Annotated in this window: 24 protein-coding genes and 2 rRNA genes (1 of these 26 only partly in view); 16 read left to right on the top strand and 10 right to left on the bottom strand. The window is 63.5% G+C overall.

Annotation, left to right across the window (positions count from 1 at the left end; genetic code table 11):
• From ACK3BK_RS03950 to ACK3BK_RS03970, 5 genes are all read left to right on the top strand, one after another.
• A 23S ribosomal RNA gene (locus ACK3BK_RS03950) occupies positions 1 to 1,324 on the top strand (it extends 1,569 nt beyond the left edge of the window).
• A 133-nt stretch (positions 1,325 to 1,457) separates the two neighbouring features.
• Positions 1,458 to 1,573: ribosomal RNA gene (gene rrf / locus ACK3BK_RS03955) — 5S ribosomal RNA — on the top strand.
• A 179-nt stretch (positions 1,574 to 1,752) separates the two neighbouring features.
• A complete protein-coding gene (locus ACK3BK_RS03960; RefSeq protein WP_411383764.1) occupies positions 1,753 to 2,412 on the top strand; it encodes a paraquat-inducible protein A in 660 nt (219 codons plus the stop codon).
• Complete coding sequence (locus ACK3BK_RS03965) at positions 2,399 to 3,022, top strand: paraquat-inducible protein A (protein ID WP_186667582.1); 624 nt, start codon at positions 2,399 to 2,401, stop codon at positions 3,020 to 3,022. Before ACK3BK_RS03960 ends, ACK3BK_RS03965 begins: the two co-directional genes overlap by 14 nt.
• The gene (locus tag ACK3BK_RS03970; protein WP_186711888.1) at positions 3,015 to 5,315 is read left to right on the top strand and encodes a PqiB family protein; all 2,301 of its coding nucleotides are present in this window, start codon (positions 3,015 to 3,017) and stop codon (positions 5,313 to 5,315) included. The genes ACK3BK_RS03965 and ACK3BK_RS03970 overlap by 8 nt, the downstream gene beginning before the upstream one ends.
• 117 nt (positions 5,316 to 5,432) lie before the next feature.
• On the opposite strand, the gene rpsT is transcribed toward ACK3BK_RS03970, so the two are convergent.
• Entirely contained in the window at positions 5,433 to 5,711 is a 279-nt protein-coding gene (rpsT, locus tag ACK3BK_RS03975) for a 30S ribosomal protein S20 (RefSeq protein ID WP_029614579.1), read from the bottom strand.
• Positions 5,712 to 5,964: 253 nt separating this feature from the next.
• Here rpsT and murJ point away from each other — a divergent pair, with 253 nt between their 5' ends.
• From murJ to ispH, 6 genes are all read left to right on the top strand, one after another.
• Positions 5,965 to 7,503 (top strand): murein biosynthesis integral membrane protein MurJ, encoded by a 1,539-nt coding sequence (murJ, locus tag ACK3BK_RS03980; RefSeq protein WP_186721946.1) that lies wholly within the window; start codon positions 5,965 to 5,967, stop codon positions 7,501 to 7,503.
• Between the two features lie 118 nt (positions 7,504 to 7,621).
• The gene (gene ribF, locus ACK3BK_RS03985; RefSeq protein ID WP_186667585.1) at positions 7,622 to 8,572 is read left to right on the top strand and encodes a bifunctional riboflavin kinase/FAD synthetase; all 951 of its coding nucleotides are present in this window, start codon (positions 7,622 to 7,624) and stop codon (positions 8,570 to 8,572) included.
• On the top strand, positions 8,569 to 11,400 hold the full coding sequence (ileS, locus tag ACK3BK_RS03990; RefSeq protein ID WP_411383765.1) for an isoleucine--tRNA ligase: 2,832 nt from the start codon (positions 8,569 to 8,571) through the stop codon (positions 11,398 to 11,400). The genes ribF and ileS overlap by 4 nt, the downstream gene beginning before the upstream one ends.
• Positions 11,393 to 11,908, top strand: coding sequence for a signal peptidase II (gene lspA / locus ACK3BK_RS03995; protein WP_411383766.1), 516 nt, complete (start codon positions 11,393 to 11,395; stop codon positions 11,906 to 11,908). The genes ileS and lspA overlap by 8 nt, the downstream gene beginning before the upstream one ends.
• The gene (locus ACK3BK_RS04000; protein ID WP_411383767.1) at positions 11,901 to 12,338 is read left to right on the top strand and encodes an FKBP-type peptidyl-prolyl cis-trans isomerase; all 438 of its coding nucleotides are present in this window, start codon (positions 11,901 to 11,903) and stop codon (positions 12,336 to 12,338) included. Before lspA ends, ACK3BK_RS04000 begins: the two co-directional genes overlap by 8 nt.
• A 14-nt stretch (positions 12,339 to 12,352) precedes the next feature.
• Entirely contained in the window at positions 12,353 to 13,300 is a 948-nt protein-coding gene (ispH, locus tag ACK3BK_RS04005) for a 4-hydroxy-3-methylbut-2-enyl diphosphate reductase (protein ID WP_186709446.1), read from the top strand.
• On the opposite strand, the gene ACK3BK_RS04010 is transcribed toward ispH, so the two are convergent.
• Positions 13,301 to 13,789, bottom strand: coding sequence for a GspH/FimT family pseudopilin (locus ACK3BK_RS04010; RefSeq protein WP_411383768.1), 489 nt, complete (start codon positions 13,787 to 13,789; stop codon positions 13,301 to 13,303).
• A 131-nt stretch (positions 13,790 to 13,920) separates the two neighbouring features.
• Here ACK3BK_RS04010 and ACK3BK_RS04015 point away from each other — a divergent pair, with 131 nt between their 5' ends.
• The 5 genes from ACK3BK_RS04015 to thiO are packed head-to-tail and all read left to right on the top strand — an operon-like array spanning position 13,921 to position 16,923.
• Entirely contained in the window at positions 13,921 to 14,262 is a 342-nt protein-coding gene (locus ACK3BK_RS04015; RefSeq protein WP_346655291.1) for a hypothetical protein, read from the top strand.
• On the top strand, positions 14,259 to 14,924 hold the full coding sequence (locus ACK3BK_RS04020; RefSeq protein WP_411383769.1) for a PilW family protein: 666 nt from the start codon (positions 14,259 to 14,261) through the stop codon (positions 14,922 to 14,924). The genes ACK3BK_RS04015 and ACK3BK_RS04020 overlap by 4 nt, the downstream gene beginning before the upstream one ends.
• Positions 14,921 to 15,403, top strand: coding sequence for a hypothetical protein (locus ACK3BK_RS04025; RefSeq protein ID WP_411383770.1), 483 nt, complete (start codon positions 14,921 to 14,923; stop codon positions 15,401 to 15,403). The genes ACK3BK_RS04020 and ACK3BK_RS04025 overlap by 4 nt, the downstream gene beginning before the upstream one ends.
• A 1-nt stretch (position 15,404) precedes the next feature.
• Complete coding sequence (locus ACK3BK_RS04030) at positions 15,405 to 15,794, top strand: type IV pilin protein (protein ID WP_411383771.1); 390 nt, start codon at positions 15,405 to 15,407, stop codon at positions 15,792 to 15,794.
• Between the two features lie 31 nt (positions 15,795 to 15,825).
• A complete protein-coding gene (gene thiO, locus ACK3BK_RS04035; RefSeq protein ID WP_411383772.1) occupies positions 15,826 to 16,923 on the top strand; it encodes a glycine oxidase ThiO in 1,098 nt (365 codons plus the stop codon).
• Positions 16,924 to 16,975: 52 nt separating this feature from the next.
• Here thiO and ACK3BK_RS04040 read toward each other — a convergent pair whose 3' ends face one another.
• From ACK3BK_RS04040 to ACK3BK_RS04075, 8 genes are all read right to left on the bottom strand, one after another.
• Entirely contained in the window at positions 16,976 to 18,385 is a 1,410-nt protein-coding gene (locus tag ACK3BK_RS04040) for an amidase (RefSeq protein WP_411383773.1), read from the bottom strand.
• A 1-nt stretch (position 18,386) separates the two neighbouring features.
• Positions 18,387 to 19,664, bottom strand: a complete 1,278-nt coding sequence (locus tag ACK3BK_RS04045; protein ID WP_411383774.1) for a Zn-dependent hydrolase — start codon at positions 19,662 to 19,664, stop codon at positions 18,387 to 18,389.
• Between the two features lie 111 nt (positions 19,665 to 19,775).
• Positions 19,776 to 20,471: an ABC transporter ATP-binding protein gene (locus ACK3BK_RS04050; RefSeq protein ID WP_063542818.1), complete on the bottom strand. Its 696-nt coding sequence runs from the start codon at positions 20,469 to 20,471 to the stop codon at positions 19,776 to 19,778.
• Positions 20,471 to 21,223: an ABC transporter ATP-binding protein gene (locus ACK3BK_RS04055; protein WP_186721957.1), complete on the bottom strand. Its 753-nt coding sequence runs from the start codon at positions 21,221 to 21,223 to the stop codon at positions 20,471 to 20,473. The genes ACK3BK_RS04050 and ACK3BK_RS04055 overlap by 1 nt, the downstream gene beginning before the upstream one ends.
• Positions 21,223 to 22,227: a branched-chain amino acid ABC transporter permease gene (locus ACK3BK_RS04060; protein ID WP_186667596.1), complete on the bottom strand. Its 1,005-nt coding sequence runs from the start codon at positions 22,225 to 22,227 to the stop codon at positions 21,223 to 21,225. Before ACK3BK_RS04060 ends, ACK3BK_RS04055 begins: the two co-directional genes overlap by 1 nt.
• A gap of 3 nt (positions 22,228 to 22,230) precedes the next feature.
• The gene (locus ACK3BK_RS04065) at positions 22,231 to 23,091 is read right to left on the bottom strand and encodes a branched-chain amino acid ABC transporter permease (protein WP_411383775.1); all 861 of its coding nucleotides are present in this window, start codon (positions 23,089 to 23,091) and stop codon (positions 22,231 to 22,233) included.
• 65 nt (positions 23,092 to 23,156) lie between these two features.
• Positions 23,157 to 24,359 carry an ABC transporter substrate-binding protein gene (locus ACK3BK_RS04070; RefSeq protein ID WP_054895111.1) on the bottom strand — a complete coding sequence of 401 codons (1,203 nt, stop codon included), beginning with the start codon at positions 24,357 to 24,359 and terminating at the stop codon, positions 23,157 to 23,159.
• A gap of 91 nt (positions 24,360 to 24,450) precedes the next feature.
• Positions 24,451 to 25,215, bottom strand: a complete 765-nt coding sequence (locus tag ACK3BK_RS04075) for a FadR/GntR family transcriptional regulator (protein ID WP_411383776.1) — start codon at positions 25,213 to 25,215, stop codon at positions 24,451 to 24,453.
• Positions 25,216 to 25,361: the final 146 nt, after the last annotated feature.

The raw sequence follows: 25,361 nt of genomic DNA on the forward strand, positions 1-25,361 counted from the left end.
TAAGCTTCAGATAACTGGGAACCGTACCCCAAACCGACACAGGTGGTTAGGTAGAGAATACCAAGGCGCTTGAGAGAACTCGGGTGAAGGAACTAGGCAAAATGGCACCGTAACTTCGGGAGAAGGTGCGCCGGCGAGGGTGAAGGACTTGCTCCGTAAGCCCATGCCGGTCGAAGATACCAGGCCGCTGCGACTGTTTATTAAAAACACAGCACTCTGCAAACACGAAAGTGGACGTATAGGGTGTGACGCCTGCCCGGTGCCGGAAGGTTAATTGATGGGGTTAGCGCAAGCGAAGCTCTTGATCGAAGCCCCGGTAAACGGCGGCCGTAACTATAACGGTCCTAAGGTAGCGAAATTCCTTGTCGGGTAAGTTCCGACCTGCACGAATGGCGTAACGATGGCGGCGCTGTCTCCACCCGAGACTCAGTGAAATTGAAATCGCTGTGAAGATGCAGTGTATCCGCGGCTAGACGGAAAGACCCCGTGAACCTTTACTATAGCTTTGCACTGGACTTTGAGCTTGCTTGTGTAGGATAGGTGGGAGGCTTTGAAGTGGGGACGCCAGTTCTCATGGAGCCATCCTTGAAATACCACCCTGGCAACCTTGAGGTTCTAACTCAGGTCCGTGATCCGGATCGAGGACAGTGTATGGTGGGTAGTTTGACTGGGGCGGTCTCCTCCCAAAGAGTAACGGAGGAGTACGAAGGTGCGCTCAGACCGGTCGGAAATCGGTCGTAGAGTATAAAGGCAAAAGCGCGCTTGACTGCGAGACACACACGTCGAGCAGGTACGAAAGTAGGTCTTAGTGATCCGGTGGTTCTGTATGGAAGGGCCATCGCTCAACGGATAAAAGGTACTCCGGGGATAACAGGCTGATACCGCCCAAGAGTTCATATCGACGGCGGTGTTTGGCACCTCGATGTCGGCTCATCACATCCTGGGGCTGAAGCCGGTCCCAAGGGTATGGCTGTTCGCCATTTAAAGTGGTACGCGAGCTGGGTTTAGAACGTCGTGAGACAGTTCGGTCCCTATCTGCCGTGGACGTTTGAGATTTGAGAGGGGCTGCTCCTAGTACGAGAGGACCGGAGTGGACGAACCTCTGGTGTTCCGGTTGTCACGCCAGTGGCATTGCCGGGTAGCTATGTTCGGAAGAGATAACCGCTGAAAGCATCTAAGCGGGAAACTTGCCTCAAGATGAGATCTCACTGGGATCTTGAATCCCCTGAAGGGCCGTCGAAGACTACGACGTTGATAGGTTGGGTGTGTAAGCGCTGTGAGGCGTTGAGCTAACCAATACTAATTGCCCGTGAGGCTTGACCATATAACACCCAAGCAATCTGCTGTGCAGATTGTGGTGGTGAAGACGACACGAACCGAAAGTTCGAAGCGACTCACAAAGATCACATATCCGAATTGGCTGGCGTGTCTGCAAAGACGCACTGGCAACCGAATTTCTTGACGACCATAGAGCATTGGAACCACCTGATCCCATCCCGAACTCAGCAGTGAAACGATGCATCGCCGATGGTAGTGTGGGGTTTCCCCATGTGAGAGTAGGTCATCGTCAAGATTCATTTCGCAAAACCCCTATCTGCGCGAGCAGGTAGGGGTTTTGTCTTTCTGGCGTTTACTAAATCGCACCTGCAGCAGCTTGCTGGACACCAATCGTAACGTCCTTTGCAGAGCACCATCTCCCACATTTCGGGTCGGAACACTAGAATAGAGCCGAGATTCCCAGCAGATCCCCCTATGCCCAACCCTGTCGAACCCGAAGCGCTGGCACGCCTGCCGTTGGAAGAGCTCGTGGCTTGCCACGAGTGCGACCTGCTGCTGCGCAAGCCCGTGCTGCAGCATGACGAAAAGGCGCAGTGCCCGCGCTGCGGCTATGAGCTCTACGCCCACCGCCACAATGTCGTCAATCGCAGCTTGGCCCTGGTGCTGACGGCGTTGTTTCTCTACATTCCGGCCAACTTCCTGCCGATCATGCAACTGCACCTGCTCGGTCAGACCTCTGACGACACGGTGTGGAGCGGTGTGCTGGGCCTGTACAACTCACAAATGCGTGGCATCGCCGTGGTGGTGTTTCTCTGCAGCATGGCTATTCCGTTGCTCAAGCTGCTGTGCCAACTCCTGGTACTGCTGAGCATTCGCCTGAATATCGGTCGTGCTCATGGCCTGCTGTTCTATCGCATCTATCATCACCTTCGGGAGTGGGGGATGCTCGAGGTGTACTTCATGGGCGTGCTGGTAGCGATCGTCAAGCTGGTCGACCTGGCGCAACTGACCGTCGGGCTGGGTTTGTTCTGCTTTATCAGCCTGTTGCTGGTGCAGGTGTGGCTGGAGGTGGTGATGTCGCCGCATCAGATATGGGTAGCGCTTTCCGGGGAGGACACCCATGCGGGCGATTGATGCCGGTATCCTGGTCTGCAATGAATGTCATGAGCTCAATCGCCAGGAGCCGGGCAGCGACTCGCAGACCTGCACTCGCTGCGGTGCCATCGTGCATGCGCGTCGCCCCAACAGTATCGTGCGCACCTGGGCGCTGCTCGTCACTGCGATGATCTTGTACATCCCGGCCAACCTGCTGCCGATCATGACGGTCAGTACATTGGGCAAGGGCAGTCCGGACACCATCATGTCCGGGGTCATCACCCTGATGAAGCATGGCATGCTGCCCATTGCTGCGGTGGTTTTCATCGCCAGTATCCTGGTGCCGACGTTCAAGCTGGTGGGCATTGGCCTGCTGCTTTACTCGGTGCAGCGTCATCAGCCGCTCTCGGCTCGGCAGCGGATCCTGATGTACCGCTTTATCGAATTCATCGGTCGCTGGTCGATGCTCGACATCTTCGTCATCGCCATTCTGGTGGCGGTGGTGAATTTCGGTCGTATCGCCAGTGTCGAAGCCAACCTGGGCGCCGTCGCCTTTGCCAGTGTGGTGATTCTGACGATGCTTGCTGCTTTAACTTTCGATCCCCGACTGATCTGGGATAACACGGAGTCGGACGACGACCATGAGTGACTTGCCAACGGCCAAAACACGCCCAGCCTCGAACTGGTCGGCCATCTGGATTCTGCCGCTGATTGCCCTGATGATCGGGGGTTGGCTTGCCTGGCAGGCCTATCGTGACGCTGGCGTGGAGATCCAGGTACGTTTCGAGACTGGCGAGGGTATCGTCGCCAACAAGACCGAGGTGATCTACAAAGGCATGTCGGTGGGCAAGGTTACCAGCCTGGTGCTGGATGCCGAGGGCAGCAACACGGGTGTGATCGCCACCATCGAGATGAACAAGGCGGCGGAGCCGCACATGAATAAAGGCACGCGCTTCTGGCTGGTCAAGCCGAGTGTCAGCCTGGCCGGGATCTCCGGATTGGAGACACTGGTTTCCGGCAATTACATCGCCGTTGATCCGGGGCAGGGCGAGCCGACACGCCGCTTCACCGCGCTGGCCGAGGCGCCACCGCTTTCTGACAGGGAGCCTGGCCTGCACCTGACGCTCAAGGCCGAGCGCCTGGGCTCGCTCAATCGTGAGAGCCCGGTGTTCTACAAGCAGATCCAGGTGGGCAAGGTAAAAAGCTATCGCCTGTCAGACGATCATGGAACGGTCGAGATCAAGCTGTTCATCGAGCCTGAATACGCAAGCCTGGTACGCAAGCACACGCGTTTCTGGAATGCCAGCGGCATCAGCATCGATGCCAACCTGTCAGGCGTCAAGGTGCGCAGCGAGTCGCTTTCGAGCATCGTGGCGGGCGGCATCGCCTTCGCCACCCCAGAGCATCGCAAGGACAGCCCGCCCACCGATCCGAGCCTGCCGTTCCGTCTCTATGAGGACTTCGAGGCGGCTCAGGCCGGTATCCGCATCAAGGTGCACCTGACCGATTACGAAGGCCTGCAGGCTGGGCGTACTCCGGTGATGTACAAGGGTATCCAGGTGGGTTCCATGAAGACGTTGAAGATCGATGATGGTCTAGACGGCGCCATGGCTGAACTCACGCTGGACCCGCTGGCTGAGGACTACCTGGTGGAGGGCACCCAGTTCTGGGTGGTCAAGCCGTCCATTTCATTGGCGGGCATCACCGGCCTTGAGGCACTGGTAAAGGGTAACTACATCGCCATCCGACCGGGTGAGAAAGGTGCGCGACCGCAGCGTGAGTTCGAGGCTCGGGCCAAGGCGCCACCGCTCGATCTCAAGGCACCGGGCCTGCACCTGGTGCTGTTCGCTGACACGCTCGGCTCGCTCGAGGTCGGTAGCCCGGTAACCTATCGCCAGGTCAAGGTCGGTAGCGTGCAGAGCTATCAGTTCGCTCGCAACAGCAAGCGTATCCTGATTGGTGTGCATATCGAGAAAGAGTATGCCGGCCTGGTGAACGGTTCGACGCGCTTCTGGAATGCCAGCGGTATCACCCTTACCGGCGGCCTGTCGGGTATCAAGATCAAGAGTGAGTCGTTGCAGACCCTGATGGCCGGCGGCATCGCCTTCGATACACCACAGCAGAATGTACCGCTCAAGCGACACATTCCGCGCTTCCGCCTGCTGGAGAACGAGGAGGCGGCCAACCGCGCTGGCACTCTGGTGACCATCCGTGTAGACCGTGCCGATGGCCTCAAGCCCGGTACGCCGATTCGCTTCCGTGGCCTGGATGTAGGCAGCATTGAAAGCGTCGACCTGACCTCCGACCTGCAGGCGGTGCTGCTGCGAGCGCGGATCACCGATGCCGCGGACCGTATTGCCCGGGCAGGCACGCAATTCTGGGTGGTGAAGCCGGCATTCGGGCTGGTGCGCACAGAGAACCTCGACACCCTGATCGGCGGCCAGTACCTGGAGGTACAGCCGGCACTGAAGAGTCAGGGCCCGCAGCGGGACTTCATCGCCTTGCCCGAAGCGCCGGAGGTGGTTGGTCAGGAAGTCGGGCTACCGCTGACGTTGAGTGCCTCGCGTCGTGGATCGATAAAGCCGGGTGTGCCAGTCACCTATCGTGAAGTGCAGGTTGGCAAGGTCACGGGCTACGAGCTGGGGCAGAGTGCGGATCGGGTGTTGATCCATATCCTGATCGAGCCGCGTTATGCTGCCTTGGTGCGTGGCGGCAGCCGTTTCTGGAACAGCAGTGGCTTCGGCTTTGACTGGGGACTGTTCAAGGGGGCTACAGTGAGGACCGAATCGCTGGAAACCCTCATCGATGGAGGGATCGCCTTCGCCACGCCGGATGGCGAGCAGATGGGCAATCCCGCACGGCCGCAGCAGACCTTCGCTTTGTTCGACAAGCCGGATGATGCCTGGCTGCAGTGGGCGCCGAAGATCCCGGTGGGCAAGTAGCAATGAAGTCGGGCCGCTTATCGCGGCCCGGTTTCATTGGGTAGCCTGACGCTGGCCACATAAATCGCAGGCAACAAAAAACCGACCCTGAGGTCGGTTTTTGTTAAAGCGCGTCGCTTAGGCAGCTGCAGCTTCTTTCAGTGCCTTGATGTGGCCATTCAGACGGCCTTTGTGGCGAGCAGCTTTATTCTTGTGGATGATACCTTTATCGGCCATACGGTCGATTACAGGTACAGCCAGAGTGTAGGCAGCTTGCGCTTTTTCGGCGTCTTTAGCGTCGATGGCCTTGACTACGTTCTTGATGTAGGTACGGACCATGGAACGCAGGCTGGCGTTGTGGCTGCGACGCTTCTCAGCCTGTTTTGCACGTTTCTTGGCGGAAGGTGTGTTGGCCACCGTCGAGCTCCTCGAAAGACTTTTGGGTAAATAGCAAACAAATAAGGCCGCGAATCATGCCGATGAGTCGGACGGATGTCAAGGCCAGTTGCAAGGATCTGCCGAGTGGCATGTGCGCGCGTAAGGAGAGATTCCTTTCTACGCAACGACCTGTAAACTCGGGAGTTTTTGGCACCCCTGCAAAGAAGCGGGATTATCGCACACTCGGGCGCCAACTGGCAGCGCTCTCAAGTCCCAGGCGTAAAACTTTTCGATGAACCTGCTCAAATCCCTGGCTGCAGTCAGCTCTATCACCATGATTTCGCGGGTGCTGGGCTTCGTGCGCGACACCATTCTGGCGCGGGTCTTCGGTGCCGGCATCGCCACCGACGCCTTCTTCATTGCCTTCAAACTGCCCAACCTGCTGCGGCGTATCTTCGCCGAGGGCGCGTTTTCCCAGGCTTTCGTGCCCATCCTTGCCGAGTACAAGACCCAGCAGGGCGAGGAGGCCACGCGCACTTTCATCGCCTATGTCAGTGGCCTGCTCACGCTGGTCCTGGCTCTGGTCACTGCCCTGGGCATACTCGCCGCGCCCTGGGTGGTGTGGGTCACAGCCCCCGGTTTTGTCGACAGTGCCGAGAAATACGAACTCACCACCGCACTGTTGAGGGTGACATTTCCTTATATATTGCTGATATCTCTGTCGTCGCTCGTCGGGGCGATCCTCAATACCTGGAATCGCTTCTCTGTACCTGCCTTCACGCCAACGCTGCTGAACGTGGCGATGATCGCCTTCGCCGTATTCCTCACCCCGTACTTCGATCCGCCGATCATGGCCCTGGCCTGGGGCGTTCTGGCGGGCGGCCTGGCGCAGTTGCTGTACCAGCTGCCAGCCTTGAAGAAGATCGGCATGCTCGTGCTGCCACGGCTGAACCTGCGGGATACCGGGGTATGGCGCGTGCTCAAGCAGATGCTGCCGGCGATCCTCGGGGTGTCGGTGAGCCAGATTTCGCTGATCATCAACACCATCTTCGCGTCCTTCCTGGTGGCCGGCTCTGTATCCTGGATGTACTACGCCGACCGCCTGATGGAGCTGCCCTCCGGTGTATTGGGCGTGGCGCTGGGCACCATCCTCCTGCCCACGCTGGCCAAGACCTACGCCAACAAGGACCGCGAAGAGTATTCGCGAATCCTCGACTGGGGCCTGCGCCTGTGCTTCCTGCTGGTGCTGCCCTGCACGCTGGCCCTGGCGATCCTTGCCGAACCACTGACCGTGGCGCTGTTCCAGTACGGCAAGTTCACCGCCACCGATGCGGCCATGACCCAGCGAGCGCTGATCGCCTATTCGGTGGGGCTGCTGGCGATCATCCTGGTCAAGGTTCTGGCGCCTGGCTTCTATGCGCAACAGAACATCCGTACGCCAGTCAAGATCGCCATCTTCACCCTGGTCTGCACGCAATTGTTCAACCTCGCCCTGATCGGTCCGCTGCAGCACGCCGGTCTGGCCCTGGCCATCAGCCTGGGAGCCTGCCTCAACGCCGGGCTGCTGTTCTGGAAACTGCGCAGCCAGGGCCTGTTCCAGCCCCAGGCGGGCTGGGCGATGTTCCTGCTCAAGCTGGTACTGGCAGTTGGGCTGATGTCCGTTGTGCTGCTGTTGGGCATGCACTTCATGCCGCCATGGGCGCAGGGCGGCATGCTCGAGCGCTTCCTGCGTCTGGGCGCATTGATTGGCGCGGGCGTGGTGACTTACTTTGGTTGCCTTTTCCTGTGTGGTTTCCGGCCCCGGCATTTCGCTCGCAAGGCACTTCACTAGGGCGCGGACAGGGTCAGGCGTCGGTTTTTCGCATTCCATGGCCCACAGTGGCACTGCTGCCTGTCACCAGCGCCCCGGTGTGGTTATAATCGGCCACTTTATGAGCAAGAAGCGCGTTATGCAGCTGGTTCGAGGTCTTCACAACCTGCGCCCCGAGCACCGGGGCTGTGTCGCCACCATTGGCAACTTCGACGGGGTTCACCGGGGCCACCAGGCCATCCTGGCGCGCTTGCGTGAGCGCGGCCAGGAGCTGGGCCTGCCCACCTGCGTGGTAATCTTCGAGCCGCAGCCACGTGAGTACTTCGCCCCGGACACTGCGCCGGCCCGGTTGGCGCGTCTGCGCGACAAGGTCGAGCTGCTGGCCGGCGAAGGCATCGACCGGGTGCTGTGCCTGGCCTTCAACCAGCGCCTGAGCAAGCTCAGTGCCGATCAGTTCGTCAAGGCGGTGCTGGTGGACGGCCTGGGCGTGCGGCACCTGGAGGTCGGTGACGACTTCCGCTTCGGTTGTGATCGCGCAGGTGACTTCGATTTCCTGGTCGAGGCCGGCCAGCAGTACGGGTTCACCGTCGAGGCGGCCAACACCGTGATCCAGGACGGCCTGCGCGTCAGCAGCACCGAAGTGCGCAAGGCTTTGGCCGAAGCCGACTTCGAGCTGGCCGAGCACTTGCTGGGCCGTCCGTATCGTATTACCGGGCGCGTGTTGCACGGCCAGAAACTGGCCCGTCAGCTCGGCACGCCCACCGCCAACATCCAGCTCAAGCGCCGTCGCGTACCGCTGTCCGGGGTCTACCTGACCAGCATCGAGATCGACGGCACGCCCTGGCCGGGTGTCGGCAACATCGGGGTTCGTCCTACCGTCAAGGGTGATGGGCGTCCCCACCTGGAAATCCACCTCCTGGACTACACCGGCGACCTCTATGGCCGGCGTCTGACAGTGGAGTTCCACCACAAGCTGCGCGAGGAGCAGCGATTCGCCTCCCTGGAGGCGCTGAAGTCGGCGATCGACGCGGACATCGCCGCCGCGCGTGCCCACTGGCACGCTCAACCGCTAACCAAGAGCCTGAAATGACCGACTACAAAGCCACGCTTAACCTTCCGGACACCGCCTTCCCCATGAAGGCCGGCCTGCCTCAGCGCGAACCGCAGATCCTGCAGCGCTGGGACAGCATTGGCCTGTACCGGAAGTTGCGCGAGATTGGCAAGGATCGTCCGAAGTTCGTCCTGCACGACGGCCCGCCCTATGCCAACGGCAAAATCCACATCGGTCACGCGCTGAACAAGATTCTCAAGGACATGATCGTCCGCTCCAAGACCCTGTCGGGCTTCGACGCGCCCTATGTACCGGGCTGGGACTGCCATGGCCTGCCGATCGAGCACAAGGTCGAGGTCACCCATGGCAAGCACCTGACGCCCGACCAGACCCGCGAGCTGTGCCGCACCTATGCCGCCGAGCAGATCGAAGGGCAGAAGAGCGAATTCATCCGCCTGGGTGTGCTGGGTGACTGGGACAACCCCTACAAGACCATGGACTTCGCCAACGAAGCTGGCGAGATCCGCGCCCTGGCCGAGATGGTCAAGCAGGGCTTCGTGTTCAAGGGCCTCAAGCCGGTGAACTGGTGCTTCGATTGCGGTTCGGCCCTGGCCGAGGCCGAGGTCGAATATGCCGACAAGAAATCCCAGACCATCGATGTGGCCTTCCCGGTAGCCGACCAGGACAAACTGGCCGCCGCCTTCGGCCTGGCTTCGCTGGCCAAGCCTGCCGCGATCGTGATCTGGACCACCACCCCCTGGACCATCCCGGCCAACCAGGCGCTGAACATCCACCCGGATTTCAACTACGCCCTGGTCGATACCGGCGAGCGCCTGCTGGTGCTGGCCGAGGAGCTGGTCGAGTCGTGCCTGAAGCGTTATGCGCTGGAAGGCTCGGTAGTGGCCACGGCGCCAGGCAAGGCGCTGGAGCTGATCAATTTCCGCCACCCGTTCTACGAGCGCTTGTCGCCCATCTACCTGGCCGAGTACGTCGAGCTGGGCGCCGGTACTGGTGTGGTCCACTCCGCACCGGCCTACGGTGAGGACGACTTCGTCACCTGCAAGCGCTACGGCATGGTCAACGACGACATCCTCACGCCAGTGCAGAGCAACGGTGTGTACGCGCCATCGCTGGAGTTCTTCGGTGGTCAGTTCATCTGGAAGGCCAATCCGGCCATCGTCGAGAAACTGCAGGAAGTCGGTGCGCTGCTGCACACCGAAACCATCAGCCACAGCTACATGCACTGCTGGCGCCACAAGACCCCGCTGATCTACCGTGCCACCGCACAGTGGTTCGTGGGCATGGACAAGCAGCCCAACAACGGTGAAAACCTGCGCGAGCGCGCGCTCAAGGCCATCGAGGACACCAAGTTCGTGCCGTCCTGGGGCCAGGCGCGCCTGCACGCGATGATCGCCAACCGTCCTGACTGGTGCATCTCGCGCCAGCGCAACTGGGGCGTCCCTATCCCGTTCTTCCTCGACAAGCAGACCGGCGAACTGCACCCTCGCACCGTCGAACTGATGGAAGAAGTGGCCAAGCGCGTCGAGAAAGAAGGTATCGAGGCCTGGTTCAAGCTCGACGCCCAGGAGCTGCTGGGTGACGAGGCCGGCCAGTACGACAAGATCGCCGACACCCTCGACGTCTGGTTCGACTCCGGCACCACCCACTGGCACGTGCTGCGTGGCTCGCACGACATCGGCCACACCACCGGTCCGCGCGCCGACCTGTATCTGGAGGGCTCCGACCAGCACCGCGGCTGGTTCCACTCCTCCTTGCTGACCGGTTGCGCCATCGACGGCCACGCGCCGTACCGCGAGCTGCTGACCCACGGTTTCACCGTGGACGAGAACGGCCGCAAGATGTCCAAGTCGCTGGGTAACACCATCGAGCCGGAAAAGGTCAACAACACCCTGGGCGCCGACATCCTGCGCCTGTGGGTCTCGGCCACCGACTACTCTGGCGAGATGGCCGTTTCCGAGCAGATCCTGCAGCGCAGCGCCGACGCCTACCGGCGTATCCGCAACACCGCGCGCTTCCTGCTCTCCAACCTGTCCGGCTTCGACCCGGCGCGTGACCTGCTGCCGGCCGAAGACATGCTGGCGCTGGACCGCTGGGCGGTCGACCGCACCCTGCTGCTGCAGCGCGAGCTGGAAGAGAACTACGCCGAGTACCGCTTCTGGAACGTCTACTCCAAGGTGCACAACTTCTGTGTGCAGGAGCTGGGCGGCTTCTACCTCGACATCATCAAGGACCGCCAGTACACCACCGGCGCCAACAGCGTCGCGCGCCGCTCCTGCCAGACCGCGCTGTACCACATCAGCGAGGCGCTGGTGCGCTGGATCGCGCCGATCCTGGCCTTCACCGCTGACGAGATCTGGCAGTACCTGCCGGGCGAGCGCAACGAGTCGGTCATGCTCAACACCTGGTACCAGGGCCTGAGCGAGCTGCCGCAGGACAGCGAGCTGGATCGCGCCTACTGGGACCGCATCATGGCGGTCAAGGCAGCGGTCAACAAGGAGCTGGAGAACCAGCGCGTGGCCAAGGTCATCGGTGGCAACCTGCAGGCCGAAGTCACGCTCTTCGCCGAGGAAGGCCTGAGCGCCGACCTGGCCAAGCTGGGCGACGAGCTGCGCTTCGTGCTGATCACCTCTGCCGCCAGCGTGGTGCCGTTCGTCCAGGCGCCGGCCGAGGCGGTGACAACCGAAGTCGAAGGCCTCAAGCTGAAAGTGGTCAAGTCCGGCCACGCCAAGTGCGGCCGTTGCTGGCACTTCCGCGCCGACGTCGGCAGCCATCCGGAGCACCCGGAGATCTGCGCTCGCTGCGTCGACAACATCAGCGGCAACGGTGAGGTGCGCCACTATGCCTAATCCTGCAGCGGGGCGCTTCGGGCGCCTTGCCTGGCTCTGGCTGAGCCTGGTGGTCCTGGTCCTCGACCAGGCCACCAAGCTGTACTTCGATAACGCCCTGACCATGTATCAGCAGATCGTGGTCATCCCCGACTACTTCAGCTGGACCCTGGCCTACAACACCGGCGCGGCCTTCAGCTTCCTGGCCGACAGCTCGGGCTGGCAGCGCTGGCTGTTCGCCCTGATCGCCGTGGTGGTCAGTGCCGTGCTGGTGGTCTGGCTCAAGCGCCTGGGGCGCAACGAGACCTGGCTGGCGGTCGCGCTGGCCCTGGTGCTGGGCGGTGCCATCGGCAACCTGTGGGACCGCGTCGTGCTGGGGCATGTGGTCGATTTCATCCTCGTCCACTGGCGCAACACCCACTACTTCCCGGCCTTCAATCTGGCCGACAGTGCGATTTCCGTTGGTGCGGTGATGCTGGCGCTGGACATGTTCAAGAGCAAGAAAACCGAGGAGCCGGTCCATGACTGAGACCCGTATCGGCCAGAACACCGAAGTCACCCTGCACTTCGCGTTGCACCTGGAAAACGGCGACACCGTCGACAGCACCTTCGACAAGGCGCCAGCCGTGTTCAAGGTCGGCGATGGCAACCTGCTACCGGGCTTCGAGACTGCACTGTTCGGCTTCAAGGCCGGCGACGAGCGCAAGCTGACCATCGCCCCTGAGCACGCCTTCGGTCAGCCTAACCCGCAGAACGTACAGGTGATGCCCCGTTCGCAGTTCGACGGCATGGAGCTGTCCGAGGGCCTGCTGGTGATCTTCAACGATGCCGCCAACACCGAGCTTCCGGGTGTGGTGAAAGCCTTCGATGACAACCAGGTGACCATCGACTTCAACCATCCGCTGGCTGGCAAGACCCTGAACTTCGAGGTCAAGATCCTCGATGTGAAGGCGCTGTGAGCCTGGAGCCGAGCATGCAAATCAAACTCGCCAATCCACGTGGCTTCTGCGCGGGTGTCGACCGGGCGATCGAAATCGTCAACCGTGCCCTGGAAGTTTTCGGGCCGCCGATCTACGTGCGCCACGAAGTGGTGCACAACAAGTTCGTCGTCGAGGACCTGCGCAACCGTGGCGCGATCTTCGTCGAAGAACTGGATCAGGTCCCGGACGATGTGATCGTCATCTTCAGTGCCCATGGTGTGTCCCAGGCGGTACGCCAGGAAGCCGCCGGGCGTGGCCTGAAGGTGTTCGATGCCACCTGCCCGTTGGTGACCAAGGTGCATATCGAGGTTGCCAAGTACAGCCGCGACGGCCGTGAGACCATCCTCATCGGCCACGAAGGGCACCCGGAAGTCGAAGGCACCATGGGCCAGTATGACGCCAGCAATGGCGGCGCCATCTACCTCGTCGAGGACGAGAAGGATGTCGCCACCCTGCAGGTCCGCGACCCAGACCACCTGGCGTTCGTCACCCAGACCACCCTGTCGATGGACGATACCAGTCGCGTCATCGATGCCCTGCGTGCACGCTTCCCGAATATCGGCGGCCCACGCAAGGACGACATCTGCTACGCGACCCAGAACCGCCAGGATGCGGTCAAGCAACTGGCCGACGAGTGTGATGTGGTACTGGTGGTCGGCAGCCCGAACAGTTCCAACTCCAACCGTCTGCGCGAGCTGGCCGAGCGCATGAGCACCCCGGCCTACCTGATCGACGGTGCCGAAGACCTGCAGCGTGCCTGGTTCGACGGCGTACAGCGCATCGGCATCACCGCAGGCGCTTCTGCGCCCGAGGTGCTGGTGCGTGGGGTGATCGAGCAGCTCAAGGCCTGGGGCGCTACGGGCGCTGAAGAGCTCGACGGGCGTGAAGAGAACATCACCTTCTCGATGCCCAAGGAGCTGCGGGTTCGCTCGCTGATCTGATCAGGGGGCTGCGCAGCGCGGTGCTTCGCTCGCCCCGCTGCGCAGGCTGACTCGCCCGCTAGGTGCGACAACGACCCGATGCTGACTGTTGCCCTGCGCGCGTTGGCAGACCTGCAAGGTGCCGCCGGAAAATGCGCCATTGTCGCGCAGGGGGACGCCCAGGCCACTGAATCTCAGCTTTTCCAGGTTGGCAGCGATCCTCACGGATCGGCCCAGCCGATGCTCGCGCAGCAGTTGCTGGTCTCCCTCTTGCACTGTTTGCCAACCCTTCCCCCAATCCCCCTCCAGTGGTTGCACCACAACGCTCCGGTTCTGCAGCAGGGCGTGGTTACGTGCACTTCGCAGGCTCTGCGCCAGGTCACGGGCGGCTGCGGCCTGGCGAAGGTCTTCGGTCAAGTTGGCGTAGGCCGGTGCCGCGAGCTGTGTCAGAAGCGCGAGCATGGCCAGTACGCTCATCATTTGTATCAGTGTTACTCCCTGTTGCCGCATCGTGCATTCCTCCCTGGAAGTGCTTCGCTGTAGCTTCGGTGCTGCGGACCAGGAGGTCCAGTCAGCCAGGCCGGTCATGCTTGGCGGGAAATTTCGCAGGAGGCGAAACCATGGTGCACAGGGAGCGGGGCATGACCTTGCTGGAAGTGGTGTTGGCAGTGCTGGTGCTGTCGCTCGGGCTGTTCGCCGCGGCGGCATCGCAGATACGCGCAGTGCAGGTCGGCGAAGGGGCGCGGCGCGATGCGCAGGCCGTGCAGTTGGCGCACTTGTTGTTCGAGCGGGTGAGGGCGAGCGGCACCCTTGAACCCGAGGCGCTGCACAGTTGGCGCGCCCTGATCGGTTCGCTGCTGGGCGAGAGCGGCGAGGGGCGGGCGGTGGTGACCGGGGAGTGGTTGCAACTGGAGATTCGCTGGCACGACCCACGCGGCAGCGAGGCGCAGGTCATCGCGCTGCAGGGCCGGGTGTTGCCATGATGAGCCGACAGCAAGGCTTCGGTCTGTTGGAGGCCTTGCTGGCACTGGCCTTGGGCTTGATGCTGCTGGCCGCAGCGGGGCAGGCCCTGGTCTCGGCCCAGCAGGCCTGGCGCATGCAAGGCGCGTTGTCGCGGATGCAGGATGACGCGTCGCTGGCCTTGCACCGGCTGGCGCAGGACATTCGCATGACCGGCATGTTTGGTTGCCTGGCAGCCGAAACCCTCGAGTTCACCGACCCATCTGCTGCACAGGCCTTTGCCCAGCCCTTGCAGATATCCCACGCCGGCAATAGCCGCGAGGCCACGCTCAGCCTGGTGACCGCCGATGTACCAGGGGCCGGAGGAAACCCGGACTGGACGCTGCTCACCGACTGTCTCGCCTGGGCACAAGTGCATCCGGCACGCCAGCTCGGCAGCGGCACCACGCTGGCTTTCCCGCTGCGGCGGCAGACCTACCGCTTTCAAGGCGACAGCCTGATGCTCAGCGGCGGCGGCATGAATGCCGTGCTCATCGACAATGTGCGTGCTTTTCGCGCCACCCGTGTCGTGGGCAATGACGGGGAGCGTGTGGACCTGCAGTTGACCCTTGTCGACCCTGTGCTGGACATCGAGCGGGACTACGCGCTGAGCGTTGCCCTGCGCAACCGGTTGCCACCGTCATGAGCGCCCAGCGCGGAATGGTCTTGCTGCTGGCCCTGGTGCTGAGCCTGCTGCTTGGTCTGTTCTCCATCTCGGCCCTGCGTGACACGCTGCAGCAGATAGCGTTGGCGGGCAGCGCGCTGGCGGCGGCGCGCGCCTTTGAAGAGGCCGAGGCGAGCCTGCTGGCGGGCGCGCTGCAGCTTGCCCTGGCGCCCCCCTCGCCCTGCCAGGTGTGCGCCCCACCGCCCGCACCCCATGACCTGATTGATGGGCGCCCACCTTGGCAGGCCAGCGAGCACGGTTTCTTCCAGGTGCAGCAACTGGGCGTGAGTACTCGCGCTGCGCACATGCCGGAAGGGGCAAGGGTGGTTCTGTTCCGGATCACTGCGGTAAGCCGTCAGGCCCGCGCACGGCAGGTACTGGAGGCGATCTATGCGGTCGAGCCCGGACAGGCCCAGGCACCCCGGCGTATCGCCTGGCGCCAGCGATTCAGGGGGTCTTGAGATGCAACGTGGCCTAAGCCTTATGGAGCTGTTGCTTGTCGTGGCCGTGACCGGCATTCTGGCGAGCGTTGCCTATCCCAGCTACAGCGACCAGCTTCGGCGTGCCGCGCGCGGCGAAGTGGTCGGCCTGCTGCACGATGCCGCCCAGCGTCTGGAATATCACTACGCCCGTACCGGCCAGTATGCCGACAGCGAGCAGTGGCAGACACCGCTGCCCGAGGGTAGCCGTTTCTACCGCCTGCGAGCCTGGCGCGAGCACGGCCAGTATCGGCTACTGGCCGAGCGTCAGGCCCAGGGGCTGATGGCGCGTGATCGTTGTGGCGACTACCAGCTTGACCAGGCCGGTGTGCGCGCAAACCCCGGGGCGTTGGATCAGGCGGATTGTTGGTGAGGCGTTTTTACTTCAGGTGTTGGATCGACAGATGAGCAAGCACGTAGTGATTGTCGGTGGCGGGGTGATCGGTCTGCTGACTGCGTTCAACCTGGCCGCAAAGGTTGACCGGGTGGTGGTGTGCGACCAGGGCGAGGTCGGCCGTGAGTCGTCCTGGGCCGGCGGTGGTATCGTCTCGCCGCTGTATCCGTGGCGCTACAGCCCGGCGGTGACCGCCCTGGCGCATTGGTCGCAGGATTTTTATCCACAGTTGGGCGAGCGCCTGTTCGCCAGCACGGGTGTCGACCCTGAAGTACACACCACCGGTCTGTACTGGCTCGACCTCGACGATGAAGCCCAGGCCCTGGCCTGGGCTGCGCGCGAACAACGTCCCTTGAGCGCCGTGGATATCTCGGCGGCCTATGACGCCGTGCCAGTCCTCGGCCCAGGCTTCCAGCGCGCCATCTACATGGCTGGCGTGGCCAACGTGCGCAACCCGCGCCTGGTGAAGTCGCTGAAAGCCGCGTTGCTGGCGCTGCCCAACGTCAGTCTTCGCGAGCACTGCCAGATCAGCGGTTTCGCCCAGGAAGGCGGGCGTGTGACCGGTGTGCTGACGAATGAAGGCGTGCTGAGCGCCGACGAAGTGGTGCTCAGTGCCGGTGCCTGGAGTGGCGACCTGTTGCGCACCCTGGGGCTGGAATTGCCGGTGGAGCCGGTAAAGGGGCAGATGATCCTGTTCAAGTGCGATGCCGACTTCCTGCCAAGCATGGTACTGGCCAAGGGGCGTTATGCGATTCCGCGGCGTGACGGGCATATCCTGGTGGGCAGCACGCTTGAGCACGAGGGCTACGACAAGACCCCGACCGAGGCAGCGCTGCAAAGCCTGCGGGCTTCGGCGATCGAGCTGTTGCCGCAACTGAAGGACGCGCCAGTCGTTGGGCATTGGGCCGGGCTGCGACCGGGCTCTCCTGAAGGCATTCCCTACATCGGGCCGGTGCCTGGGCATGCGGGGTTGTGGCTCAACTGCGGGCATTACCGCAACGGTCTGGTGCTGGCGCCTGCTTCGTGCCAGTTGTTTACCGACCTGCTGACCGGGGCCGAGCCGATCATCGATCCTGCGCCCTACGCGCCGGCCGGGCGTCTGGGCTGAAAACATGCAGCGGCCTTGCGTTGCGCAAGGCCGCTGCGGACTCTGCCAGCCCTCAGTGCCGGTGCGGCGCCTGCAGGTGCCGACTCGGGTAATGCTGCTCGTACACCTTGCACACCCTGAGCACCTGTTCATCGGCAAAGCGCGCGCCCACCACCTGCAGCCCCACCGGCAACCCCTCGCGCGTGAAGCCGCAGGGGACCGACGCCGCAGGCTGCTGGGTCAGGTTGAACGGGTAGCTGAACGGCGTCCACTCCATCCACTGCGCCATGCCCGACCCTGGCGGCACGTTGTGCCCGGCTTCGAACGCGACCAGCGGCAGCATCGGTGACAGCAGCACGTCATGACGCTGGTGGAAGGCGTTCATCTGCGCGATCAGCTCGGCGCGTGCTTCCAGGGCCTGGGTGTAATCGGCCAGGCTGATGCCGGCCCCCTGTTCGGCGATGCCGCGCAGGCCCGGGTCGAGCAAGTCCCGCTGTGCCTCGCTCAGTCCACTGGCCAAGCGTGCCGCGCCAGCGAACCACAGGGTATTGAAGGTCTGCAGCGGGTCGCTGAAGCCTGGATCGACTTCCTCTACCGTTGCCCCCAGGCGCGCCAGGCGCTGCACGGCTTGGGTCACTAGGGCCTGGATCTGCGGATCGACCTTTATGTAGCCGAAGTCGGCGCTGTAGGCGATGCGCAGGCCGCGCAGGTCGGTCGAGTCGTCCAGCCAGGGCGACTGGCGCGGGGCTCCGGCCAGGCCGTCGCGCGGGTCGGGGCGGGCCACGCAGTCGAGCATCAGCACGGCGTCATCCACCGTACGAGTCATCGGCCCCAGGTGCGACAGCACGGTCATGGCGCTGGCTGGCCACTGCGGTACGTAGCCGAAGGTCGGCTTGATGCCGAAGGTGCCGGTGAAGGCGCAGGGGATTCGAATCGAGCCACCGGCATCGCTGCCCTGGTGCAGCACGCCGAGGTTGAGCGCCGCTGCTGCTGCCGCACCGCCAGACGACCCGCCCGCGGTCAGACGGGTATCCCAGGGGTTGCGGGTGATGCCGTACAACGGGTTGTCGGTGACCCCTTTCCAGCCGAACTCCGGCGTTGTGGTCTTGCCCACCAGCACTGCGCCAGCCTCGCGCATGAAGGCGCTGAAGGGCGCATCGACTTCCCACGGCCCGGCGCCTGAGCTGGTGCGCGAGCCTTTGCGGGTCGGCATGCCGCGGGTCAAGGTCAGGTCCTTGATCGACGCGGGCAGGCCGTCCAGGCGCCCGCACGGCTCGCCACGCTGCCAGCGGCGTTCGCTGGCGCGGGCCGCGGCGCGCGCGCCTTCACCGTCGACATGGCAGTAGGCGTTGACGGCAGGGTTGTGCAGGTCGATGCGGGCCAGCACGTCGTCGATCACTTCGAGCGGCGACAACTGGCGGCGGCGGTACAGTTCGAGCAGCTCGGTGGCACTGAATTCACCGATGGCGGTCTTGCCTGTCATCTCAATGGGCTCCCGGGTTGGCGGCCTGGACCATGGCGCGCAGCAGCACATCGCAGCCGTCTGCCAGGTCCTGCGGCGCGGCGTTCTCGATTTCGTTGTGGCTGATGCCGCCTTCGCACGGCACGAAGATCATCCCGGCCGGGCCCAGCTCGGCGAGGAAGATCGCATCGTGGCCAGCGCCACTGACGATGTCCATGTGGCTCAGGCCCAGCGTGCGCGCACCCTGGCGTACCGCATCGACGCACTGCTCGGCGAAGTACAAGGGTGGGAAGTCGGCGGTGGGGGTCAGCTCGAAACTCAGGCCATGGCGGGCGGCACTGGCCTCGATCACCTCGCGCACCTCGGCGACCATCGCATCCAGTTGGGCGGGGTCGAGGTGGCGCAGGTCGAGGGTCATCTGCACCTGGCCGGGAATCACGTTGCGCGAACCAGGGTGCAGGTTCAGGCAGCCGACGGTGCCGCAGGCATGGGGCTGGTGGGCGTGGGCCACGCGGTTGACTGCGGCCACCACCTCGGCAGCGCCAACCAGCGCATCCTTGCGCAGGTGCATCGGCGTCGGGCCTGCATGCGCCTCGACGCCAGTGAACATCAGGTCGAACCATTTCTGGCCCAGGCAACCCTGAACCACTCCGATAGTGGTGCGCTGGTCTTCCAGCACTGGTCCTTGCTCGATATGCGCCTCGAAATAAGCCCCGACCGGATGCCCGGTGGGCACCCGCGGGCCGGCGTAACCGATGCGCTGGAGCTCCGCGCCCACCGAAAGGCCTTGTTCGTCGACCTTGTCGAGGGTCTCCTGCAGGCCGAACTTACCGGCAAACACCCCCGACCCCATCATGCACGGTGGGAAGCGCGAGCCTTCTTCGTTGGTCCACACCACCACTTCCAGTGGGGCCTCGGTCTGCAGGCCAAGGTCATTGAGGGTGCGCACCACTTCGAGCCCGGCCATGACGCCGTAGCAGCCGTCGAACTTGCCTCCGGTGGGTTGGGTATCGATATGGCTGCCGGTCATGACCGGCGCCAGTGCCGGGTTGCGTCCTGCGCGGCGGGCGAAGATGTTGCCGATGGCGTCGACACTGACCGTGCAGCCGGCCTCCTCGCACCAGCGCACGAACAGGTCGCGGGCCTGTCGGTCGAGATCGGTCAGCGCCAGGCGGCACACGCCGCCCTTGGCCGTGGCGCCGAGCCGGGCCAGGTCCATCAGCGATTGCCAGAGGCGCTCGCGGTTGACCAGGGCGCCCTGGCCGAGCAGGTGTTGCGAGGGATCGATGCGGGTGTTCATGGGGCGTCTCTCCTGTAGCAAATAGGGGGCTTCTTCGCGGCCGGCGCGTGGCGATATCCCAGTGGGAGCGGGCTTGCCCGCGAAGAGGCCGATACAGAGCAATGCCTGAAATCAGGCACTCAGCGCCAGGTAGCGGTTCTTGATGCTCGGGTCGTCGCGAAACTGTGCGGCGGTTCCCTGGTAGGCCACGCGACCCTGTTCGAGCACGTAGTGACGGTCGGCCAAGGCATCGCAGACCATCAGGTTCTGCTCCACCAGCAGGATCGACAGGCCCTCGTCCTTGATCCGCCGCAGGATCTTCACCAACTCGTCGACGATCACCGGCGCCAGCCCTTCGGTCGGCTCATCGAGGATCAGCAACCGCGGGCCATTGAGCAGGGCCCGGGCGATCGCCAGCATCTGCTGCTCGCCACCCGACAGCGCGAAGCCGCCGTTACGGCGGCGCTCTTCCAGGCGCGGGAACATCGCGTAGACGTCACGCAGTTGCCAGCGGCTCTCCTTGCGCGTGGCGATCTTCAGGTTTTCCTCGACACTGAGCTGGCGAAAGATGCCGCGGTGCTCCGGCACCAGGGCGATGCCCCGGCGGGCGATATCGAAGATTTCGCGGCCGACCAGAGGCTGGCCATCGAAGCTGATCTGGCCCTGGCGTGGCCGCACGATGCCGAGGATGCTGCGCAGGGTGGTGGTCTTGCCGGCGCCGTTACGCCCCAGCAGGGTCACCAGTTCGCCGGCACCGACCTGCAGGGAGACGCCTTCGAGCACGTGGCTTTTGTCGTAGTAGGAATGGATCGAGTCGACGTTGAGCATCAGGCGGCCTCTCCAAGGTAGGCGGTGCGCACGCGTTCGTCGTTGCGCACGAATTCCGGGGTGCCCTCGACCAGGATCTGGCCGTGGCTCATGACGGTGATGCGTTGGCTGATCGACATGACGATGCTCATGTTGTGCTCGATCAGCAGCACGGTGTGGTCGCGGCCCAGATCGCTGATCAGCTCGGTCATCAGCGGAATGTCGTCGATGCCCATGCCGGAGGTGGGTTCGTCGAGCATCAGCAGGCTTGGCTTGGCGCAGATCGACATGCCGACTTCCAGTACGCGCTGCTGGCCATGGGAGAGTTCGCCGGCGAGGGTGTCGGCACGGCCTGTGAGTTTCAGGCGCTCGAGCACCTGGTCGGCGGTGTCCCAGTGGCTGCGCTTGTGCTCGACGCTACGCCAGAAGTTCAGCGCGCCCAGGCCATCGCGGCCCTGGGCGGCCAGGCGCAGGTTCTCGCGTACCGAGAGGTTCTGGAACAGGCTGGTGAGCTGGAATGAGCGCGCCATGCCCAGGGCCACGCGGCCATGGGAGGGCTTGCGGACGATGTCGCGCCCATTGAACAGGATGCTGCCGGCGGTGGCCTGGCGTTCGCCGGTCAGGCAGTGGAACAGGCTGGTCTTGCCGGCGCCGTTGGGGCCGATGACCGTGTGGATGGTGCCAGGGCGGACTTTCAGGTCGACACCGCCGACTGCGCGGAACGGCCCGTAGGCCAGCTCCAGGTTGCGGGTTTCCAGCAGGAACTCGCTCATCACAAGGTCTCCTTGGTCTTGGTCGACAACGTACGCCCCGGACGCAGGCGCTTGCCCAGCTCGGCCAGGCCGCCCCACAGGCCGCCACGCATGAACACCACCACCAGGATCAGGATGAGCCCGAGCAGCATCAGCCAGCGTGGCCACAGCTCCGACAGCACGTCGCCCAGCACAACGATGGCGCCGGCCCCCAGCAGCGAGCCGAACAGCGAGCCCGTGCCGCCGATGATGGTCATGATCAGGATGTTCTCGCTCATCATCAGGTCGATGTTCGACAGCGGTGCAAAGTGCAGCAGCATGGCGTACAGCGCGCCGGCGATACCGGTGATGGCGCCGGACAGCATGAACACCAGGATCTTGAAGTGGCGGGTGTCGTAGCCGATCGCCGCCGCGCGGGTCTCGTTCTCGCGGATCGCCAGCAAGGTGCTGCCGAAGGGCGAGCGGATCACCCGCAGGGCGAAGGCGAAAATCAACAGGAACAGCAGGGCGACGAAGGCATAGAAATGCCGAGGGTCGGCCAGATCGACCAGTACATGACCGAAGACCTCGATATTCGGCCGCGGCACGTCGAGCAGGCCGTTGTCGCCACCGGTCCAGCCGCTGAGGGTGTAGGCCAGGAAGTACGCCATCTGGCTGAAGGCCAGGGTCAGCATGACGAAGTAGATGCCCTTGCGCCGGATCGCCAGTGCTCCGACCAGCAGCGCCAGCAACGCACCGAATACCGCAGCGCCCAGCAGCGCGGCGAACAGCCCCCATTTCAGATGGATCATCAGCAGTGCCGCGCCATAGGCACCCACGCCGAAGAAAATGCCCTGGCCGAACGACAGCAGGCCGGTGTAGCCCAGCAGCAGGTTGCAGGCGAGCGCCGCCAGGGCAAAGATCAGGATCTCGGTGGCCAGCGTGGCCGAAGGCAGCACCAACGGCAGCAGCACCAGGCTGGCGACCACCAGCAACAGCAGGACGGGCGTGCGCGGCCCGACCGGTAATGGATTCTTCTCGCTCATCAATCATGCTCTCCCGAACAGGCCATAGGGACGGACCAGGATCACCGCGGCCATCGCCCCGTAGATCATCAGGCTGGCGCCTTGCGGCCAGAGGCTGGTCATCATGCTTTGCACCACGCCGACCAGCAGTCCACCGACCAGCGCGCCGCCGAACGAACCCATGCCGCCGATCACCACCACTACGAAGGCGATGCCGAGGATCTCCGGGCCGACGAAGGGCTGGGCACCGCGCAACGGCGCGAACAGCACCCCGGCGACACCGGCCAGGCCCACACCGAGGGCGAAGGTCAGGGAGAACAGGCGGAAGATGTTGGTGCCCAGCAGCGACACGGTTTCGGTGCTTTCACTGCCGGCGCGTACCAGGGCACCGAAGCGCGTGCGTTCGAGCAGCAGCCACAAGGCCAGGCCGATCAGCGCGGCGAAGCCGATCAGGAACAGGCGGTAGTAGGGGTAGATGAAGTCGCCCAGGATCACCACGCCACGGAGCTCCGGCGGTACGGCGATGTTCTTGCCCACCGGCCCCCAGATCAGGACCGAGGCTTCCTGGATGATCAGGGCGATGCCCAGGGTGACCAGGATCTGGAAGGTGTGCGGCAGGTGGTAGATGCGCTTGATCAGCAGGCGCTCCACCGCCCAGGCCAGCACTGCCACGACCAGCGGGGCGATCAGCAATGCCAGCCAGAAGTTGCCGGTCAGAGCCACGGCGGTGTAGCACAGGTAGGCGCCGAGCAGGAAGAACGCGCCGTGGGCGAAGTTGACGAAGTTCAGCAGGCCGAAAATGATCGTCAGGCCTACGGCGATGAGGAAGTAGATCATCCCCAGGCCCAGGCCGTTGAGCAGTTGGAACAGGTACAATTCGAGCATGAGCGTGCCCTCGACAGCGCGCGGCGCGGCTGCCTGTACAGGTGTGTTTGACTGGCGGCGCGGCCTCAGGCCAGGGCGCAACCGGTGTGATCGACCTCGACGAACGAGCGGCCCGAACTGATGACTTCAGCCAGGTCGTCCTCGTCGCGCAACTGACCCTGGGGCTTGCCGCGCAGCAGGTAGTAGTCCTTGAGCACCTGGTGGTCGCCAGGGCGGATCAGCTCTTCGCCGGTCGGGCCCTGGAAGCGCATGCCCTGCAAGGCCCTGGCGACGCTGGCGCCGTCGAAGGTGCCAGCCTGGACGATGGCGTCGAGCATGACCTTGGTGCCGATGTAGTCGGCGGCCAGCGGATAGTTGGGGTTGATTCCATAGGCCTTCTGCGTGGCGGCGACCAGCGCCTTGTTCAGCGGCGTATCCACCTGATGCCAGTACTGGGCGCCCAGGTAGACCCCTTCGAGCACATCGCTGCCCAGCTCCTGGAACTGGTCGAGCCCTGCCGACCAGACCAGCAGCACCTTCATCCGCTCCTTGATGCCGAAGTTGACCGCCTGGCGCAGGGCGTTGGACGACTGGCTGCCGAAGTTCAGCAGCACCAGCACGTCGGGCTTGGCGGCGATGGCATTGGTCAGGTACCCGGAGAACTCCTGTTCCTGCAGCGAGTGGTAGCTGTTGCCGATGTGCTCGACACCGAACTCGGCAAAAACCTTGCGCGCATTGTCCAGCAGCGCATCGCCGAACACGTATTGCGGGGTGATGGTGTACCAGCGCTTGGCTTGCGGCAGCTGGCGGATCATCGGCACCAGGGTTTCGCGAATCGCGCCGTAGGTCGGCACCGACCAGCGGAATGTCGAGAGATTGCAATCCTTGCCGGTGATCTCGTCGGCGCCGACCGGGGTCATGAACACGCCGCCGGCCTTGTTGATTTCCTTGGACACGGCCAGGGCGGAGGAAGACAGGGTGCAACCCTGGAAGAATCTCGCACCGTCCTGGCCGATGGCTTCCTGGACCTTGCGCACGGCCTTGCCGGCATTGCCTTCGGTGTCGATGACCTTGTACTGCAGCGGCCGCCCCAGCAGTTGCGGATGCTCGGCGATGGCCAGGCGCGAGCCCATGTCGGCGTACTTGCCGTAGCTGGCGAAGGCGCCGGACATCGACTTGAGCCCGTAGAAGACCAGCGGCTGTTCGGCGAATGCCCGCTGCGCTCCCAGTGGGAGGCTGCCGAGGGCACCCAGGGCAAGACCTGCCTTGAGCAGGGTACGTCTTTGCATGGATAACTCCTTGATTCTGGTTATTAGGCAGGAGTGGCAATGGCAAAGCGGGTACGGCGGGGCCTGTAGGCAGGCCTCTGTGCAGGCTGGATCAGTGGTGGTGCTCGAACTCCAGCAGGAAGTTGCGTTCGACCTCGCCCTCCAGCGCGGTCATGTGATGTTCGGCGTCGCACATGTGCTCGTGCATCAGCCGGCGCACGGCCTTTTCATCGCTGGCGCGCAGGGCGACCAGCAGTTGCTTGTGGTAGTCGATGTTGGCCGCGGCGAACTGCTGGCGCTTGGGCAGGTAGGCCTTCTTCAGTACCACCAGGTCGCGCAGCAGGTCGTTGAGGAACACCGCCATGAAGCGCAGCAGCGGATTGGAGCAGCGGCGTGCCAGCAAGGTGTGGAACTCGATTTCCGCCAGGCGCTGTTCGCGCTGGCCCTGCTCGCTGTCTTCCGGGGTGCTGCAGAAGTCGATGTTGGCCTGCAGTGCGGCATAGTCGGCGTCGCTGAGCTGCCCCATCACGGCCACTGCCAACTCGACCTCGATGACCTTGCGCAACTGGTAGACCTGTTCGCCGTCCAGATGCTGGAAGTGCAGGTAGTTGCGCAGCGCGCGACTGGCCGGCTCGGTGCCCACTTCAGCGAGATAGGCGCCGCCCGTCGGGCCGGTGCGGGTGTTGACCAGCCCTTCGACCTCCAGGGCCTTGAGTGCCTCGCGGGCGGTCCCTTTGGAGCATTCGAAGTGCTCCATCAGCTCGCGTTCGGTGGGCAGGCGATCACCGGGGCGCAAGGCTTCGGTGACGATCGAGCGCTTGACCGATTCGACGATCAGGTCCGAGAGCTTCTGGCGCTTGCGTTTGGGCTTGAGCATTTCGCTATTTTTCATATTTATGCGGATAAATAGGATTTAGCGAGTTTTGTCGGGCAGGGTCAATGGTGGCGGGGGAGAGGGGTCGCAAATGGAGCTAAAGGGTCGGGGAGGGATAAGCGGGCCTTGCCCAGGAATCTGAAAACTGG

Source organism: Pseudomonas sp. L7, from assembly GCF_046605565.1.
Classification (GTDB): domain Bacteria; phylum Pseudomonadota; class Gammaproteobacteria; order Pseudomonadales; family Pseudomonadaceae; genus Aquipseudomonas; species Aquipseudomonas wayambapalatensis.

What these genes read in the sequence shown, in the direction of transcription:
- ACK3BK_RS03960 (WP_411383764.1), top strand. Translation starts at nt 1,753, where the DNA reads ATGCCCAACCCTGTCGAACCCGAAGCGCTGGCACGCCTGCCGTTGGAA.
- ACK3BK_RS03965 (WP_186667582.1), top strand. Translation starts at nt 2,399, where the DNA reads ATGCGGGCGATTGATGCCGGTATCCTGGTCTGCAATGAATGTCATGAG.
- ACK3BK_RS03970 (WP_186711888.1), top strand. Translation starts at nt 3,015, where the DNA reads ATGAGTGACTTGCCAACGGCCAAAACACGCCCAGCCTCGAACTGGTCG.
- murJ (WP_186721946.1), top strand. Translation starts at nt 5,965, where the DNA reads ATGAACCTGCTCAAATCCCTGGCTGCAGTCAGCTCTATCACCATGATT.
- ribF (WP_186667585.1), top strand. Translation starts at nt 7,622, where the DNA reads ATGCAGCTGGTTCGAGGTCTTCACAACCTGCGCCCCGAGCACCGGGGC.
- ileS (WP_411383765.1), top strand. Translation starts at nt 8,569, where the DNA reads ATGACCGACTACAAAGCCACGCTTAACCTTCCGGACACCGCCTTCCCC.
- lspA (WP_411383766.1), top strand. Translation starts at nt 11,393, where the DNA reads ATGCCTAATCCTGCAGCGGGGCGCTTCGGGCGCCTTGCCTGGCTCTGG.
- ACK3BK_RS04000 (WP_411383767.1), top strand. Translation starts at nt 11,901, where the DNA reads ATGACTGAGACCCGTATCGGCCAGAACACCGAAGTCACCCTGCACTTC.
- ispH (WP_186709446.1), top strand. Translation starts at nt 12,353, where the DNA reads ATGCAAATCAAACTCGCCAATCCACGTGGCTTCTGCGCGGGTGTCGAC.
- ACK3BK_RS04010 (WP_411383768.1), bottom strand. Translation starts at nt 13,789, where the DNA reads ATGCGGCAACAGGGAGTAACACTGATACAAATGATGAGCGTACTGGCC.
- ACK3BK_RS04015 (WP_346655291.1), top strand. Translation starts at nt 13,921, where the DNA reads ATGACCTTGCTGGAAGTGGTGTTGGCAGTGCTGGTGCTGTCGCTCGGG.
- ACK3BK_RS04020 (WP_411383769.1), top strand. Translation starts at nt 14,259, where the DNA reads ATGATGAGCCGACAGCAAGGCTTCGGTCTGTTGGAGGCCTTGCTGGCA.
- ACK3BK_RS04025 (WP_411383770.1), top strand. Translation starts at nt 14,921, where the DNA reads ATGAGCGCCCAGCGCGGAATGGTCTTGCTGCTGGCCCTGGTGCTGAGC.
- ACK3BK_RS04030 (WP_411383771.1), top strand. Translation starts at nt 15,405, where the DNA reads ATGCAACGTGGCCTAAGCCTTATGGAGCTGTTGCTTGTCGTGGCCGTG.
- thiO (WP_411383772.1), top strand. Translation starts at nt 15,826, where the DNA reads ATGAGCAAGCACGTAGTGATTGTCGGTGGCGGGGTGATCGGTCTGCTG.
- ACK3BK_RS04040 (WP_411383773.1), bottom strand. Translation starts at nt 18,385, where the DNA reads ATGACAGGCAAGACCGCCATCGGTGAATTCAGTGCCACCGAGCTGCTC.
- ACK3BK_RS04045 (WP_411383774.1), bottom strand. Translation starts at nt 19,664, where the DNA reads ATGAACACCCGCATCGATCCCTCGCAACACCTGCTCGGCCAGGGCGCC.
- ACK3BK_RS04050 (WP_063542818.1), bottom strand. Translation starts at nt 20,471, where the DNA reads ATGCTCAACGTCGACTCGATCCATTCCTACTACGACAAAAGCCACGTG.
- ACK3BK_RS04055 (WP_186721957.1), bottom strand. Translation starts at nt 21,223, where the DNA reads ATGAGCGAGTTCCTGCTGGAAACCCGCAACCTGGAGCTGGCCTACGGG.
- ACK3BK_RS04060 (WP_186667596.1), bottom strand. Translation starts at nt 22,227, where the DNA reads ATGAGCGAGAAGAATCCATTACCGGTCGGGCCGCGCACGCCCGTCCTG.
- ACK3BK_RS04065 (WP_411383775.1), bottom strand. Translation starts at nt 23,091, where the DNA reads ATGCTCGAATTGTACCTGTTCCAACTGCTCAACGGCCTGGGCCTGGGG.
- ACK3BK_RS04070 (WP_054895111.1), bottom strand. Translation starts at nt 24,359, where the DNA reads ATGCAAAGACGTACCCTGCTCAAGGCAGGTCTTGCCCTGGGTGCCCTC.
- ACK3BK_RS04075 (WP_411383776.1), bottom strand. Translation starts at nt 25,215, where the DNA reads ATGCTCAAGCCCAAACGCAAGCGCCAGAAGCTCTCGGACCTGATCGTC.